We start from the raw sequence: 14,287 nt of genomic DNA, 5'->3' as shown, positions 1-14,287 counted from the left end.
GTCAACCTCCTGGAGTCGAGTAGCTTAGTACCAGCCCGTGCATGAGACGTGACCAGCCGTCGATAGTGACGAACAAAAATAGCTTGAAAGGGACAGATATCACCGTGGGAGACACCATCGACATACCCATGGCCATTAAAATCGTCGTGACGATCAGATCGATCGTGATGAAGGGAAGATAGAGAAGAAAGCCGATTTCGAACCCACGCTTGAGTTCGGAAATCAAAAACGATGGTACAAGAATTGAGAAATCATCTGCCGTTACGCTGCCGCGCATCTCCTCCGACCAGACATGTTCGGTGGACGACAGGAAGAAGCGGCGCTGCTCGTCATTGGTGAATTTCTTCAGATGAGCACGCAGCGGCTCCTGTCCCTCTTTGGCGGCCGTCACCCAGTCATCGAAACTCTGGTAGCGAAGTTGCGGATCGGTAAGGCGGTTATACGTCTGCTCGAAGACCGGAGCGCTGATGAAGACGGTCAGGATCAGTGCCGCTCCGTAAAGGACGATGTTCGGCGGGATCGATTGAGTCCCAAGCGCATTGCGCACGAGGAATAGAACAACCGAGACCTTGATAAAGGCGGTCGTTGTGACGACAACGAAGGCCAGGAGGCCAAGGCCGACGGTTATCGCAAGAAGCGCAAGGATGCTGGGTGGAATCTCAGTCATTAAGCGCCAACCTGCCGCGCAACCTGACGGCCAGCTCGTCGCCGATCCGCACGATGTCGCCCCGGCCGATACGTTGGCCGTTGGCAACGATATCGACCGGCCCATCAAGAGGCCGGCCAAGTTCGAACACGTGGCCTTCGTTGATGGTTCGTAAGGTTCCCAACGGCATCGGCCAGCGGCCACATTCGAATACGAGTGTGATCTCGATGCTGTCGATATCCGCCTCTGACGGGGACTGCTGTTGCAACGGGCTTTGGGGCATCACATCTTCACTTTTTAGGGGGTTGGATCGCAAGCGGAATGGGCCTCGCAGCACCAGCCTGTCGCCGCCGACCTCTGCAGGGGCCCACAATCGGTCTGCAGCGAGAATGATCTGGCCTTGCGCGAGTGGAATTGCGTCCGGGAGCAGCGCGTCGCCTTGCTCTGCTTGGCGAAGAACGCCGATCGCGACGCGGAGCGAACCGATATGGCCTGCAACGATGACGGGGAACTCTGAAAGCAGCCTGGCCGTCTGTCGCGGTAATCGGCCGAGCAGTTCGCCGAGGACCGTGAAAGCCAGCGGAACGGGACCGTCGAGTGGCGAGAATAGAAGCATCCGAGCCTTGCTGGCGAGCTCACCATAGGCGATGTCAAGTTCGAGATAAGGCCTCGTGCTCCGCGCTTCCTCGGTGCGAACAAGCCGCAAATTCCGCTGCGTCATTCTTTCCAGCGAAGCAAGCAAGGGTTCAAGCGCAAGTTCCAGGACCAGCGAACGTGTCGGCTCAGAAGGCAAGGTAAGCCCATCCTGCACGGTCCCGACCAGCGCTTCCGCAAGCTTACCTGGCAAGGACAGGATCAAGGTTTCACCCTCTACTTCGAAGACGCAGTCAAGCATCGACGTCGCAGCCGGCTCCGCCTGCCAGACGGTTCGGCTCACGCGCACAGAGAGCGGCTTCTCGCCGAGGATACCTTGTACATGCGCACGCAACGCTGCGACCTCGTTAAGCCACGAGGCTACGGCGCGCGAGAGGATCAGCGCCGGCATGAAGGCTGCGGGCTCAGCCGGCCGATATGCTGCCGGTGCGGCTTCCGCGCCGCAGGCCGCTAGCTCGCGCGGGAGAGGATCTGCGATCATGCTGGCTCACCTCCCGTCTGCCCTGATGGGCCTCGCCGGTAACGGGGCAAGACTTCATCATCGGCTTCGATTTCGGCGGCGGCTTCGAAATGAGCATTCGTGATGCGCCGAACGTCCTGATCGATCTCACGCCATTTCTGGCTCGCCGCTGAACGCCTGGTCCAAACGGCCCTCGCCTCGAGAACCGCAGCCTCAGCTTGGTCTTGAGTAGCACGGGCCTTGTCAAGAGCGCGCTGCGCCGCTGTGATCTCTTCTGTGAGTCGCCCGACGATGAGATGATAGCGCCGCTGCAGTTCGCACACAGATATCGCATCGGCTGCGAGCATCTCCCGATAGAGCTCCGCCTCGACCTTTGCGCGGCGCTCTTCGGCAAGTGCAAGGTGCTCGGAAGCTTGTTGGACAGCTTGAGTCGCGAGGTGGCGCTTGGCTTCCATGTCAGACAATTCACGAATGGCGCTTCGCTCCCGCATGTCCTTTACGAGCCGCAGCTTTGAGGCGTGAGCGGGACTTAGGCGGTCAAACGCGATATCCATGCGACCGTCTCCTCAAAGCTGCACGCCTCACCCTGTCCCTGGCGCAGAAAGGCCCGCAGCTGCTCGATCGAGGCGATCGCCCGATCGGTCAGCGGGTCAGAGCCTTGCTTGTATTCACCCACCTTGATCAAGAACTCGGCCTCAGCGTAACGAGAGAGCAGATCACGGAAGAAGGATGCCGCCTTGCGATGTGGCACGGACACGATCGCATCCATGACGCGGCTACGGCTCGACAGCACATCGATAGCCGGAAAATGCTCCCGAGAGGCCAGCGCGCGCGAGAGAATGATGTGCCCATCAAGGATGCCGCGTGATTCTTCCGCTATTGGATCACCCGTGCCATCACCTTCGACAAGCACGGTATAGAAGGCCGTAATGGAGCCTTGCTCGCCCATGCCGGCGCGCTCCAACAAGCCCGGCAACAGCGCAAAAACGGATGGCGGAAATCCGCGCCGCGTCGGCGGCTCTCCTGCGGCAAGGCCGATTTCACGCATGGCGCGGCTAAAGCGCGTCAAAGAATCCATCATCAGAACGACGCGAAGGCCCTGGTCACGAAAATATTCGGCTAGCGCTGTCGCCATGTGGGCGCATTGGGCCCGCTCCATCGCCGAACGGTCGGAGGTCTCCACCACAACCACGGAACGGTGAAGGGCTTCGCCAAGATGACGTTCGATGAATTCACGCACCTCTCGACCGCGCTCGCCGATCAGCGCAACGATAGTGACGTCGGCCGCTGCGCCTCTTACGATTTGCGACATCAGCGTCGACTTGCCACAACCGGCATCACCATAGATTCCGATCCGCTGACCTTCTCCGCATGTGAGAAGACCATCCAGGACACGGACGCCGAGCGGGAACGGCTGTTCAATCCCGCGCCGTTTCATCGGATTAGGCGCCCTGCCGCGCAGCGGCCTGGCTTCGCCGGCTTTTATGGGGCCCTTGCCGTCGAGCGGCCGGCCAAAACTGTCGATCACGCGGCCGAGCAAATCGGGGCCAGCAGCTACTTCCTGCATTCGCCCGGTCGTCACCACCTCCGCGCGATTGGACAGCCCCACCATGTCTCCGATGGGCGTGAGTAACACCCCATCCGGCAACAGACCGATCACCTCGGCCTCGAGCGACCATCCGCTGCGAGGATCCTGCAATAAGCATAGTTCTCCGACCCTGGCCTCCGGTAGGACGGCGTGCAGCAGCGTGCCCACGGCCCGCGTGATCCGGCCGCGGACAGCGCGTGTATCGATGTCCTTGGCGGAAGATCTTAAGGATGAGAGTGCGGCCTTTACAGTTCCTTCTGCGGCCGCGGCATGATGGGTTGGTCGTTGCACGGTCACGATTCAGCTTCCTCCACCAAGCCAAAGCCGAGGCGCAGCGCGCGCAGCTGCGCAGCAAGCCCAAGATCGACGTTGCCAAACTCGCTCCATAAGACGCATTGGTCCGCGCTCAGCGCCGGATCCGCCTCAATCCTGACCTTCGGCCGGCCCTCAAGTCCGTCATACTCCTTGAACTCACTGGCTAGTAGGTCGGCTTTCAGTGGGGATACGTGAAGGCAGACCTCCGTGCTTTTATATCTTTGCTCGAGGGCATGACGAACGCACTGGACCAGCATCTTGCCCGAGTCAAATGCGCCAAGCAGATCGCGAACGATCTCAAAGACCAGTTGCGGCAATTCCCGCTCCAGAACCGCCTTGCGTTGGGCCAGTTCACAAGTCGCCTGCGCAATCAGCCGGGCCATTTCCTCTGCGCCAGCCTTTGCACCCTCGGCGCGGCCCCGCGCACGTTCCCGCTCATAAGCCTGGCGTGCCCACCCTCGAACCCGCTGCAGATGCCGCTCGGCAGCGGCCAACGCCTGTACGGCATCGTGCCAGATCTCAAGCTGCGCAGCTGGGATCAGCGGTCCAAGAGCCCGAATCTTCGGCGCCGCGGGTGGTGAGAGGGCATCGGCCGTCATGCCCCAGCATCCTCAGTGCGCAAATGAGCCATGACGAGGGAAAGCAGCGGGCCTGCTGCGCTACGATGCTCGGCAGTTGAGCTCTCGGCGGCCGTCCCAACGGGCAAGCGTAGAAGCACGCGGATACGAGCAAGCGATGAAGTCTCTTCGAGCCAAGCGCCGAGACAAGCATGCCCGTCATATTCGATCTGTCGGGACAATTGCTGTGGATCGGCGGTCTCGGCCGTTGCGACGGCGCAGGATAAATGCCGGACTGCGAAAGCATGCGCCTCGGCACCGATCAACTCCACCAACACAGGCAGATCGTGCCTGGAGACCAGCTTGAGGATGGAGCGTGCATGCCAAATGCCGCCCGCGAGCAGCGCGGCCCGCCGCGGATCATGCCCCAGGAGAGCATCTTCGCTCCAGTCGGCGCAGCTCACCTCCCCCCTGCTGCCCAAAAGCAGTTCGGCGAGCCTTGGCTGTAGCCTGGCACTCTGCTGTAGCCGAGCCAAAGTGGAAGGCGAAAGCAGCGGGTCAAGAAGCCCGGCGAAGCGACCGGGATCGGCCGAGGCAGCAAGCTCGCGCAGCCGATCGGCTGCGAGCGTGAACGAGCGATTGGGTTTTGTGGCTGTGGTTGACATTGATGGCGGCATGAGCGTCCAGACTATGACGCATCAGCAATCATCTTGCCCGCCGCTTGGTCAGCAGACACACGCGAGCCCTTACCGAATACGCTCAGCTTACGCGATGATTTTCCAAACTGACGCATGCGCGGGCCCAGCAATACGCAAGCGACGATGCCGAATACCGCTCCGACGCCTCCTACAGCAAGCGCAAGTAACGGCGATGAGCCGGCTCTTGCTGACCGAGCCACAGGAACTCCCGGACCGGCAGACTGCTCGACTGGAGCGCGCTCGACCGGCACGAAGACAACGGCGACCTTGTCATAGGACAGCCCTTCAATGCTGTTTGCGACGAGCATCTTGATCTGCGGCAATAGAGCCGAAAGCCTCGCACTGGAGCCATGTCGAATGAAGACCGATGCCGAGGACGGGGTCGCATCTTGCCGCAACAAGTCGTTCTTCGGCAGAACCACGTGAACGCGTGCTGAAAGGACGCCATCTATATCGCTGATCGTGCGCGACAATTCTTCACTTAGAGCATAAACGTATCGTGCCCGCTCCTCAATCGGCGAGGCAACGAGGCCCGATCCCTTGAACACTTCGCCGAGATTCTTGAAGGATTGGCGCGGCAGCCCCTCAACATTGAGCAGGTCAATCGAATAAGCGAGCTGCTTTTCCTCGACCTGGATTGTGCTGGTTCCGTCCTTGGCGACAACACGGACAGCATCAACGCCCTTGCCAAGGAGAAGCGCCAGCATCTCATTAGCCTCGCGCTCCTGAATTTTGGTGTAGAGATCGGTCTTACAGCCGATCAGCGAGAGGAGAAGGGGCATAGCAAGAAACACGCGAAGCCGCCGCCACGATTGACGGCCGCCGCAGCTACCCCTCTTCGTATCGCCAGTCATCAGCTTACTCAGCCGGCCGATAGCAGCTTGTTTAGCGACGAGCTGACAGCGCTGGTGCCCTTGGAGACGAGGGAAACCTGAATAACGTCTTTGTAGACGTCTCGTAAATTCGTCATCATCGATTCGAAATCAGCTCCAACCGGCTTAACAGCCGCATGGGCACCGGCGTTATCCGCCGGCAAAAGTGGCTGCGCAGCCGGTCCAGGCTGCACCCCATGTACGGCAGCCGGCGCAATCGCCGGAGAAACGGCTCGAGCCTGGTAGATGCCGGAAAGGGTTTGGAGGATTCGGTCACCCGGCGGACTTGCCAGCACATTCGTGCGTTGGACCTCCAATATCGGCGGAGCCGCTGCGGGCGGGTTCGCGGGCGGGAAAGCAGACCCCTGATTGGGAGGTACTTGCGCCAGGTACTGCTCGAAACGCGCCTGCTCGCCAGCAGCTGCCGGAGAGCAGGCGCCGGAAAGACAACCGGCTGAATTGGGCGGGATCGGCGTTGCGCCTAACAACATGGAGTGCGTCATTGTGCTGGTATGATGACCTAGGCTTTAGCCGATGAACCGATCAAGTTCATAGGCTGCTGAGCTGACGAAAACCTGACGGAGATCAGGTTGACTTGGTCATCTAAAGATCACGTTTGGCTTCCAAGCTGCGACGAAACTCCAACTTCATGATGAGCGGAAGGCGTCAAGGAATGCTCGCGCGGTGCACGGTGGTACATATCTTAAAAAGAATTCTTTGTGCCGGCGTTCTCATCTGTGGCGGAATTTTGCACACGTCTGCTGCATCCCTTTCGCTGCCGCCCGCCCCTTATAGCTACACCGTTCTCGATCAGGATCTTGCTGCGGCGCTGCAAGAGTTCGGAAACAATCTCAATATCAGGGTCAATGTCAGCGCCGAGGTCAGGGGCCGGATTCGTGGACGGATGCCGGACCTGCCGCCACGAGAATTCCTTGACCGTTTGACTGCCCTGTACAATCTCCAGTGGTATTATGACGGACTTGTCCTTTACATCTCCGGCGCCCAAGAGGCGCAAAGCCGGCTCATTGTATTGAACCCAATCAGCTTCGATGCGCTCAAGTCCGCGCTCGAGGCGCTCAACATCTCGGATGAGCGCTATATCGTGAAACCGGCCCCGGGAGAGGGCCTCATCCTTGCTTCTGGCCCACCCAGATTTGTTGCGCTGGTGGACCAGACCCTTAAGGGCCTTGTGGCGGAAGCGCAGGCCCGGCGCAGTCCCGCCGCCGAGAGGTCCCAACACGAGTCGGTATTGATGTTGTTTCGCGGCTCCTCGAGCACGGTCTTACGGGACGGGCGGCCGGAAGCTTCTCCCGAAACGGCGCATCATGGAGGCGCTTTGCGCGAAGCCGGTCCAGGCCAGAAGTGATGGTCGAAGATGCAAGACCGCTCCGAGTGAAGTCGGTCCGTCCGGCGACCTATATTCATCCGATCGTCAGCTTTTCGAAAGCTAAAGCCCCCAGCATGAGCCTGCGAGGTCTTGACGGCTGCCTGCTTGTGGCAGCCCGATAGATGGATCAGAGACCGGATGCTCGAGGGAAATTGGGTAGCGCTGCCTTCACGCAGTGCGGGGCATTAAAGATCAATGCGGGCCTCCGCACGCGTGCTTCCAAGCTAGCTGAGGCTTCGCATAGCTCGATGCGCGTCATCAGTTGGAGGAGAAACAGTGGATTTCAATGCAGTCGCCCCGGCGAATACGAGCCCGGAGCCCGACACAGCACCGACAGCTACAGATGCAATTGAGTTCGAGCAGCAGCTCAACGGTTCAGAGGCTGCCGCTTCGGCGCAGGGAGTCGCCCATCCAGTGCTGCAGGGCGAGGGTTATTCACCCTATCTGGACGCGGGTCATCCCTACTCTCCATACTTGGATACTGGACACCTCTATCCGCCTTACCCAGATTTAGCGGATCCCGTTGGGCCAGACTCGGGTTGGCAGGATAATCTCTATGCCGCGCCTGCGGCCGTCGCTGCGCCAGAGCCGGACAACGGCCCGCAGCATCTCTCGCCGCAGGCCATAGCTCAGGCGATCGAGGAACATCCCGGCTTCGATCAAGATGTGATATGGCAGACTCTGGATGTCGGCCCATCGGAAGCCGAGCCACGGCCCGGTGAGCCTCAAGCGGGGACATCGCATGCAGGACCGTCGCGCACCGCCCCTTTTCAGGATGAGCCGCCGCACGCCGGCCCCTCCCATGCCCGGCCATTGCAGGCGGGACCGCCCCAACCTGGGTCGTCCGAAGCTCCACCAGAACTTTCCGGGTTCCGCATGCGGGACGGACATTTCGCCAAGGACTATTGGGTGTTTACGGGTCAAACAGCCACAGGCGCTCAGATCGACATGCTGGAGCGAAGCGGAGTGAAGCCGAGCAAGGACCACCCGGCAACAGTCTTCACCATGCTCGGCGTGCCTCATACCGCCGAATGGAGAGAGGAGAACTTCATTCGTCTCACGCCCTCGCGAGATCCGGCCCTTTGGCCTGAAGAGGGAGAGCAAGACCAACCTGAGGACGCGGAAGATCCGCCGTTCCGCTAACAGCTGCAGCCGAGCAGCGGCAGGGCCATCTCCGCGGGGCCGGCACCGGCCTTCCGGATGGTAGGACACGTGCCGAGAGGCCTTCCCAGCGGCTATTCCGCGGCCACGCTTCTGTTATCAGACCACTTCATAAGTGCCAGACCAACTCGCTCGAGGGCAACGGTCAAGTCGACGACCACGCGAGCCGGATGCATGAAATGGTTTTTCATATAGTTCGGTGAGACCAGAACGCCGGCGGAGAAAGGCATTGCTGCAAAAGCGCGTCTCGCGCGCGAGCTCTGCGAGTCACCCTGCGATTTAAAAGGGCCGCGAGACGATCCATGTCGTCGAGATGAAGGTAAGCGCGTTGCGGATCAGGATAGTCAGGGTATGACCGGCCCCCTGAGTACCTTCAACATACCGGTTGTTAGAACCAGCACAGTTCTTTGCCCACAAAACTCCAAAACACCGGACCACCTGAGATCACTGAGGGCACAAACGCGGCATCAATCCGGCCTCGCTCTTCGTCAGCTTCTTGCAAGCTGCCCCTGCTAGCACGATAGGAATAGGTCATCTCGCGGCAGCGCCGCTATCTGAGTTGTATGACATGGACACAGGCGCAGCCGATATCGCAGCAACGGCGCCAGACGCTGGCACAAACACCGATAACGCCGCGAACGGCGGCGACAACTCGCACGCAGCATTGTTGCAGCGGGCCTTCGAAAAAGCTCTAGTTGCCGTCGCTACCCAGGTCATAAGCGATACCCAGTCAGACATGGATGACGCTATGAGCGAGCTAGATGATGGCTGAAGGCCGGATTATCAGATGCGCACAGGGAGTATCTGCCGGACGGCAAGCCGAACCGAATACGATCGGGTGAAGCAGGCGGACTTGGCGACAGCAGCTCCGCTAGACCGTCTTAGGTGATCCTCCAGGCAGGCGGTGCGGTGCGGTCCGCGGGGCCTCGCAACTATCGGAAGACGCCGCAGCGACTTGCTCATGCCGCCGTGTCCCATATTCTTCGATGAGGGTTCATCAGGAACGCTCTTTAGCCAGGGCGACAGACGTTCCAAGCGAGCCCGAGCGCTCCCCGCCGATGAACTTCGTCAGCTAGCTATCCTCGATTGGATCTGCAGCCGCCCGCGAGACCGTGCGCTAGTCTAGAGAGATCCTCTGAGATTTTCCGTAACATAGGCAGACTTGGCGCTCGCTGCGCCCATATCTGCAGAACTCCGGGGACCGCTACCCCTCAGCATCGAGGCATGTTGCTGCTGCCTGATCCTGAGTTATGGGCGTATTTGTCGGTACGATTGGCGCCAAAGCTCAGACTGCCCCGATCGCGCTAGACTAAGAGCTAAGATCCTCATCGAGGCCGCCGCACCTAGTATCTTCATCTCCCTCACCGAACACGAAAAGCGGGCGCTAGCGCCCACTTCAGTGACTTATCCCATAAGCTGGAACCGCTGCGCAGTACCAGCCGGGCTTCAGGACAACTCAAGCATCCGACGTTGTGCCTGGATTCTCATTGCTGTCGATGATTTCCTGGTTCACCTGGCGTCCAGACCGGTCAACCCAGCCCGAGCCTGGTTGTTCATAAATCGTCTGGGCTCCGTCCGAAGTCAACTGATCAAGCGTACGGCCCGCATTCGACTGCGTCACCTTGAGATTATTCTTACCGTCAAAACGGTCTCCAAGCCCTTCGACGACCATGGCATTGTCGCCGTTAGTAATGGTCAGCTTCGAGGCCATCGTTTTGCCCTTGCCGATATCAACGGTGTCAACAGTAATCTTCGTGCCGTCGTCGAGCTGGAAAGTCATGTTCTTCTTGAAGTCAAAGTCGACCTTGCCGTCACCGTCGGCATCGACATGGGGATCGCCTTTAATCGAGGTGATTTTGCCTGTTTGCTTGTTCCGAATGAGCACTGTTCCGTCATTTTCGTCGACCGAGATCGAATACTTATCACCAAGCTTGATCTCAGCCTTGCCGTCCCTGACCTCATGTGACCACACTGGCGCCGGCTGAGAAGACTGCGTGGGCACCTGGGCAGCCGCAACAGGCACCATCGCAAGAGGCGGCGGCGGAGGAGGAACGAAGAAGACGGGGGCCGTAGAGGCAGGCGCTCCGCTTGCATACTGGTAGTTGCCCGGCCCGCGCCCCTGCTCGCCGTCGTCGATACTCGCCTGATTCACGGCGCGTCCGGCGCCATCGACCCATCCCTGTCCACTCTCATGGATCGTTTGGGCACCATCTGACGTCAACTCGTCAAGGGTCATCCCAGCGTTGGACTGCGTCACCCTCAGATTGTTTTTGCCATCCTTGTCGTCGCCGAGCCCCTCGACAACGATCGCGTTGTGGCCGTTCGTAATCGTAAGCTTTGAAGAGATGGCCTGGCCATTGCCGTAGTCGACATTATTGACAGTAATCTTCGTGCCGTCGTCGAGCTGAAACGTCATATCCTTCTTGAAATCGAAGTCATCCTTTCCGTCTCCGTCGGCATCAACGTGCGGGTCGCCATGAATAACCGTGACATGGCCGGTCTGGTTGTTGCGGACGGTCCACGTGCCATCCTTCTCATTGGCTGTAATCGTATACTTGTCCCCAAGGTTGATCGTGGCCTTGCCATCCTTAACCTCATGCGTCCACACCGGATCCACAGCAGGCTCGGCATTCTGATTCAGCTGGCTCATCAGCATGGTCGGAGGAGGAGGCGCCATCATGTACGCCTGCGTCGTAACGACCGCTGGCGTCACGACGACCGGAACGACACTCCCAACGGCCGAACCGACGAGGGCTGGTGAGGCTACCGGCAAGTACTGGTAGCTCGCCGGAGCATATTGCCCCAACATGGCGTTGAAGGCGGGAGGGACAACAGCGCCCTCCGGCGCCACTCCGTTCATCGAGTCGGGCGCGCCCACCACTGGCAGGCCGGCCACTGGAAGATACTGCATTTAGTTCACTCCTGTTGCATAGACGAAATCTGTAAAACTGCGAGCGTTACGCGCATAGTTACCTAAGATCCGCCGCTTCAGATCTGCTTGAGAGTGCCTGATTAGCTCATCCGAACGAACGACTAATCCCCTTGCCAGAACCGGCAGCCCTTTTGAGATCCTCTCGCCCCATCACCGTAACCGCACGAGCACATCACGCGCATTCAACTCACAGATACGGTAGCCCGAATACCTGTCGAAAAGCTGACGATGATCAGCGAGCCAAGCCGCACGCAATTTGGCATCGATCGGATTTCCGAAACGCATCCTTCGCTGAACGTATCGCAAGCTTTAATATTGCTCATGGCAAGACTCGTCTGGTACCAACGGTGCTCCCATGCCTTTGACGGCAAATGACGCGACGTTTGCCGGTTATCAGCCAATCATCTCATCCTCACCGCAATCAGCGCTCCCACCGGAGGTGCACATCATCTGCGAGGAGCGATCAACAGCTTGAACTCGCGCTGCAACCATTTTCCCAGGCATCAAGACTTCGCGAAAGGTGAGCTTCGCAAGCCGCCATCTTAGCCAAACGGGACAAGCGAGGGCTGAGATCCGCACGGCTCGATGACCTTATCCCGCTTGCGCGCTCCACCCTGCAAGCCACGCGCCTGCGCAGGCTCCGCCAGGTCAAATCATTCCTGAACGCACAGCTAAGCACGGCTCAACTCGCCTTCATCAAATCCAGCTATAGGCGCCGCTGGGAACGACAGGGCGATCCGATGATTGCGAGCAGGTGCAAGCCTGCCGCAAAATATCAGCCAACTCGCCTCAACGTGAGGTTCGTCAGCTTTTCGAAAGCTCGCGCCCCTAGCATGAGGCCGCTGAAGCTAGGCGAGCAGTCGTCTGCGCAACAAGACGAGCATAGGAGAACGCAATGATCGGAGAAATGATTGGAAGCGCCGCCGGCGGTTACCTTGGCGGCCCGGCCGGAGCGGCAATTGGTTCGGCACTCGGCGGGACCGTGGACAAGGTCTTTGACAAGGTGGTCCACACCTTGGTGCCCGACGAGGGTCACCGGGATAAGGCCGAAGACCACAAAGGCACCGGCGAAGAGACCGAGTTGCAACCCAAGCCCGAGACTGCCTGCAAGAGCCCGGAGCTGAACCTCGGGCTCAGCACGCTCGGCGGTACGCCCATGTTCCTTTCCATTCCTGCGATCGTTTCGCCGGCCCGCATCTCGTAACAAATCAGAACCAGGGTTATCCTAAAAGAAAGGTAAATAGACATGGCGGTTGACAATGTTGGCGGAAATGGCGGCGCTGCTGGTGTTCAGCAAAGCGGCGATTCGGGTTTCCAGAACCAGATGGCTGAATTCGAGCGTGTGAGCCAGAAGGTTCAGGCCCAGGCCGTGGCAATGCGCAGAATTACGACCGAACTCTCGTCCGAGAAAAAGGTCGCCGACGAGCGCGTCCAGTAATTCTGCAAGACGGGTGGCTCACCGAGTTGCTACCGTCGCCGCGCCGTGAATGACGAACTCTGGATGAGCCGTACGGCACTGCCGTACGGCTTCTCTCGTTATTCAGGAGATTATCGTGAACGACTCTATTTCGCTCGAGTTCGAGGTGCTTTCGGGGCTCTATACCGGGCTCAAAGGAAAGACGGCGGGCGGCGAGAGCATTGTAGGCAGCGGCCTCGATGCCGACATGATCTTCGTTGAACAAGGCCTCGAGCTGCATCACCTCCGCATCATCGCGCTGAGCGATTCGATCGAGGTCGAAGCGCTCGCTGCCAAAATCAGCATTGACGGTCACGCTAGCGTTGCTGCAGGTGAGCGCGTCAGAGTGCCGCTTCCCGCGATCATTCATGCCGGCGCGATGTCCATCCGCTGGTCGGCAGAGGATTTCCAGCCAATTGCTTCGAGCAAGAGATCTCGCAACTCGATCGTGGCACTCAGCCTGATCTTGCTCAGCTCTGTCGCGATCGGCACCGTCTCAATCATCTTTGCCCCCGGCGACAGAGTGGTGGCGCCAAGCACCGAATCATCGCGCGCGGTCGAAATTGCCGCTAAACCAACCGTCGAACATTTTGACGCAAGAGCTGCTAATGACATGGCCGCATCACTGCGCCAACAGATCGAACGAGAGGGCCTTCTTGACGTCAAGATCGGGCACGGTCCCGGCGTCGTGACCGCGGAAGGAACGATTGCGCCGGACCTCGTCGCGAAATGGAAAGAAATCCAGCAATGGTTCGATCGTCAAACCAACGGTATCCCGACCCTTGTGAATGCTGTCACGGTGAAAGAGGAAAAGATGCCGTCTTCGATTGCTGTCCAAGCGGTCTGGCGCGGAAGCGACCCTTATCTGCTTATTGCCGGGCAGAAGTATTTCGTCGGCGCGCTCTTAAGTAATGGATGGACCGTTGACCGAATCGAGGATGGACGAGTTCTGCTCAGCCGCAACGGCCGATCTGCCGCGTTGCCATATTAAGGTCTCTACCCTGCAAGAACAAAGGAGAAGGCCATGGCTAGGCTGCCCCAGCACTCTATAGGGCCCGGCACCTCATCGCAGGGGTTAGATGCGGGCCAGCACGCACCGGTCATCGGCTCGCCTCCCTCGCGAGGTGATAAGCTCGAAGTCGGAGGCGTCCATGCGGATAGCGGCGCGAAGCGGGCGTCGTGGCAAGATGCGGCTTCGCAGGATCTGCCAATTGATGGCGCGACCGAAGCGTCGCTCGGGGTCGATGCCGTCGGCGCCATCTCGCGCGTCACTTTATTCGAAAGCGAAGCAGGAGCGAATGAGGTAGATCCACGCGCGATATTGGCTTCGCTGTATGGTCCTAATCTGTCCCGCGGACTACTCTCCTTCGTTGTTCCGCGCCTTCGTCATCCCGACGTACTGCGCGCTGACAAGCATAGTGTTCTTCTGGAACGCTTGACGCGAACATTGGAGGCGACGTCGGAAGACGAGACGGCGCGAGAGTGTTTGGGAATCCTGCAGCAGGAGCTGCAGCGATTATTGATGCTCCGACAAAATCAAAACAGCTTAGTCAAGGGGTAG

The 14,287-nt window shown here is 59.3% G+C and carries 16 protein-coding genes; 7 read left to right on the top strand and 9 right to left on the bottom strand.

Annotation, left to right across the window (positions count from 1 at the left end; translation table 11 throughout):
• Window position 1: 1 nt before the first annotated feature.
• The 8 genes from sctR to XH80_RS20240 are packed head-to-tail and all read right to left on the bottom strand — an operon-like array spanning window position 2 to window position 6,281.
• A complete protein-coding gene (sctR, locus tag XH80_RS20275; RefSeq protein WP_271600089.1) occupies window positions 2-667 on the bottom strand; it encodes a type III secretion system export apparatus subunit SctR in 666 nt (221 codons plus the stop codon).
• The gene (sctQ, locus tag XH80_RS20270; protein WP_271600088.1) at window positions 660-1,781 is read right to left on the bottom strand and encodes a type III secretion system cytoplasmic ring protein SctQ; all 1,122 of its coding nucleotides are present in this window, start codon (window positions 1,779-1,781) and stop codon (window positions 660-662) included. The genes sctR and sctQ overlap by 8 nt, the downstream gene beginning before the upstream one ends.
• Window positions 1,778-2,314: a hypothetical protein gene (locus tag XH80_RS20265; RefSeq protein WP_271600087.1), complete on the bottom strand. Its 537-nt coding sequence runs from the start codon at window positions 2,312-2,314 to the stop codon at window positions 1,778-1,780. Before XH80_RS20265 ends, sctQ begins: the two co-directional genes overlap by 4 nt.
• A complete protein-coding gene (sctN, locus tag XH80_RS20260; protein ID WP_271600086.1) occupies window positions 2,290-3,645 on the bottom strand; it encodes a type III secretion system ATPase SctN in 1,356 nt (451 codons plus the stop codon). The genes XH80_RS20265 and sctN overlap by 25 nt, the downstream gene beginning before the upstream one ends.
• Window positions 3,642-4,262, bottom strand: coding sequence for a type III secretion system stator protein SctL (gene sctL, locus XH80_RS20255; protein WP_271600085.1), 621 nt, complete (start codon window positions 4,260-4,262; stop codon window positions 3,642-3,644). The genes sctN and sctL overlap by 4 nt, the downstream gene beginning before the upstream one ends.
• Complete coding sequence (locus XH80_RS20250; protein ID WP_271600084.1) at window positions 4,259-4,897, bottom strand: nodulation protein NolU; 639 nt, start codon at window positions 4,895-4,897, stop codon at window positions 4,259-4,261. Before XH80_RS20250 ends, sctL begins: the two co-directional genes overlap by 4 nt.
• Window positions 4,898-4,908: 11 nt before the next feature.
• Entirely contained in the window at window positions 4,909-5,772 is an 864-nt protein-coding gene (gene sctJ / locus XH80_RS20245) for a type III secretion system inner membrane ring lipoprotein SctJ (protein WP_271600083.1), read from the bottom strand.
• Window positions 5,773-5,780: 8 nt separating this feature from the next.
• Window positions 5,781-6,281: a nodulation protein NolB gene (locus XH80_RS20240; RefSeq protein ID WP_271600082.1), complete on the bottom strand. Its 501-nt coding sequence runs from the start codon at window positions 6,279-6,281 to the stop codon at window positions 5,781-5,783.
• Window positions 6,282-6,463: 182 nt separating this feature from the next.
• Here XH80_RS20240 and XH80_RS20235 point away from each other — a divergent pair, with 182 nt between their 5' ends.
• The 3 genes from XH80_RS20235 to XH80_RS20225 all read left to right on the top strand — a co-directional run bounded on the left by XH80_RS20235 (window position 6,464) and on the right by XH80_RS20225 (window position 9,110).
• Window positions 6,464-7,156, top strand: a complete 693-nt coding sequence (locus tag XH80_RS20235; protein WP_271600173.1) for a secretin N-terminal domain-containing protein — start codon at window positions 6,464-6,466, stop codon at window positions 7,154-7,156.
• A 297-nt stretch (window positions 7,157-7,453) separates the two neighbouring features.
• Complete coding sequence (locus tag XH80_RS20230) at window positions 7,454-8,320, top strand: hypothetical protein (protein WP_271600081.1); 867 nt, start codon at window positions 7,454-7,456, stop codon at window positions 8,318-8,320.
• Between the two features lie 586 nt (window positions 8,321-8,906).
• Entirely contained in the window at window positions 8,907-9,110 is a 204-nt protein-coding gene (locus tag XH80_RS20225; RefSeq protein WP_011084616.1) for a hypothetical protein, read from the top strand.
• 684 nt (window positions 9,111-9,794) lie between these two features.
• On the opposite strand, the gene XH80_RS20220 is transcribed toward XH80_RS20225, so the two are convergent.
• Window positions 9,795-11,249, bottom strand: coding sequence for a DUF1521 domain-containing protein (locus XH80_RS20220; RefSeq protein ID WP_271600080.1), 1,455 nt, complete (start codon window positions 11,247-11,249; stop codon window positions 9,795-9,797).
• A gap of 916 nt (window positions 11,250-12,165) precedes the next feature.
• Here XH80_RS20220 and XH80_RS20215 point away from each other — a divergent pair.
• The 4 genes from XH80_RS20215 to XH80_RS20200 all read left to right on the top strand — a co-directional run bounded on the left by XH80_RS20215 (window position 12,166) and on the right by XH80_RS20200 (window position 14,287).
• Window positions 12,166-12,474, top strand: a complete 309-nt coding sequence (locus tag XH80_RS20215) for a hypothetical protein (protein ID WP_271600079.1) — start codon at window positions 12,166-12,168, stop codon at window positions 12,472-12,474.
• A 42-nt stretch (window positions 12,475-12,516) separates the two neighbouring features.
• Window positions 12,517-12,708 carry a hypothetical protein gene (locus XH80_RS20210; RefSeq protein ID WP_271600078.1) on the top strand — a complete coding sequence of 64 codons (192 nt, stop codon included), beginning with the start codon at window positions 12,517-12,519 and terminating at the stop codon, window positions 12,706-12,708.
• A 115-nt stretch (window positions 12,709-12,823) separates the two neighbouring features.
• On the top strand, window positions 12,824-13,717 hold the full coding sequence (locus XH80_RS20205; protein WP_271600077.1) for a SctD/MshK family protein: 894 nt from the start codon (window positions 12,824-12,826) through the stop codon (window positions 13,715-13,717).
• Between the two features lie 33 nt (window positions 13,718-13,750).
• Window positions 13,751-14,287: a hypothetical protein gene (locus XH80_RS20200; protein WP_271600076.1), complete on the top strand. Its 537-nt coding sequence runs from the start codon at window positions 13,751-13,753 to the stop codon at window positions 14,285-14,287.

The sequence above is a fragment of the Bradyrhizobium sp. CCBAU 45384 genome (genome assembly GCF_028128665.1).
In the GTDB taxonomy this organism is placed as follows: Bacteria; Pseudomonadota; Alphaproteobacteria; order Rhizobiales; family Xanthobacteraceae; genus Bradyrhizobium; species Bradyrhizobium manausense.
This window is presented reverse-complemented; position numbering and strand designations above follow the sequence as displayed.